Raw genomic sequence first — 1,503 nt, 5'->3', positions numbered from 1 at the left:
CCTCAAGAGCACCTTGCCCGATTGATTGATCTTGCCGTCGACCAGATGAACCCAAAAATCTTTCTCTCTCTTTATCCTGGTGGAGGCCGGCCGCCTTACCATCCTCAAATGATGTTAAAAGTCATCCTTTATGCATATGCCACCCGGATTTATTCCTCTCGACAAATCGCCAAACAGCTAACAGAGAACATTATTTTCATGTGGCTTTCCGGCGAACAGAAGCCAGATTTCCGTACCATCAACCGTTTCCGTTCAGAACGCATGAAAGATGTCATCTATGAGACGTTCTTCTCCATAGTCGACCTCCTTCGGGAGGAAGGACTTGTGAAGCTGGAAGACTATTTCCTGGATGGGACCAAATTGGAGGCAAACGCCAACAAGTATACTTTTGTATGGAAGAAATCCACTGAAAAATACGATAGAAAACTGGACGAGAAATTCCGCCAGATTGTCTTAGGCATTGAACAAGTCACCATAGAAGACGAAGAAGCAGAAAAGGAACTGGATTTTCAGGAAAAGCTCGAAGAGTCACCCATCTCTTCTGCAAAAATCGAAGAAACCATCAAAAAGTTGGAAAAGAGACTGGAGCAGAATCCAAAAAACAAACCTTTAAAGAAGGCTAAGCGTCAACTGGAAAAAGACCTTCTGCCTCGAAAACAGAAGTATGAATTCCAGAAACAGACTTTTGGGGAGCGAAACAGCTTTTCCAAGACAGATACCGATGCGACTTTCATGCGAATGAAAGAGGACAACATGATGAACGGTCAGCTGAAGCCTGGATACAATGCCCAGATTGCCACCGAAAATCAGTTCATCACCAACTTCAGCCTGCATCAACGTGCTGGAGATCCTGGTTGTCTGATTCCACACCTGAACCTTTTAGAAAAATACAATCGGCCCAGACCAAAGGCCATTATTGCCGACTCTGGTTATGGAAGCGAAGAAAACTATGCACATTGTGAAGAACAAAAAATAGAAGCGTACATTAAGTACAATACTTTTGATAAAGAACAGACAAAGGCGTGGAAGGAACAAATTGGCCGTGTTGAAAATATGGAGTATGACGAAGAACTAGATGAATGGATTTGCGCAAACGGAAAACGCCTGGTTTTCCAGTATGAGAGTCAAAGAAAGTCCGACAACGGTTACGATTCAGTGAAGCGCACCTACCGCTGTACCGATTGTATGAACTGTCCATTCCAAACAACTTGTGCCAAAGACAAAGATACAAAGACCGTACAGGTTTCAGTGAAAAACCAACAACAACGAAAAGAAGTTCGTGAACGCTTGGCTACGGAAGAAGGAAGCCAAAGATACAGGCAGCGAAAAATAGATGTAGAGCCGGTATTCGGGCAGATTAAGCATAATCGAGCGTTTAAGAGATTCGGGTTAAGAGGCCTATCCAAAAATACGACGGATTGGGGTCTTATTTGTGCTGCACACAATCTATTGAAGTGGGCAGCCAACAAGGAAAGCGAACAAAAATTAGGGTAATTAAGGGAA

1 protein-coding gene is annotated in these 1,503 nt (G+C 43.5%); it reads left to right on the top strand.

Annotated elements, in window-relative coordinates:
- Positions 1 to 1,494, top strand: a 1,494-nt coding sequence (locus tag FS736_RS23390; RefSeq protein ID WP_144481519.1) for an IS1182 family transposase, incomplete at its 5' end; no start/stop codon positions are given.
- Positions 1,495 to 1,503: the final 9 nt, after the last annotated feature.

Origin of the sequence: Cytobacillus oceanisediminis 2691 (genome assembly GCF_007678455.1) — a bacterium.
Lineage (GTDB): Bacteria > Bacillota > Bacilli > Bacillales > Cytobacillaceae > Mesobacillus > Mesobacillus oceanisediminis_A.
The sequence above is the reverse complement of the archived record's forward strand: the minus strand, read 5'-3'. Positions and strand labels throughout refer to the sequence as shown.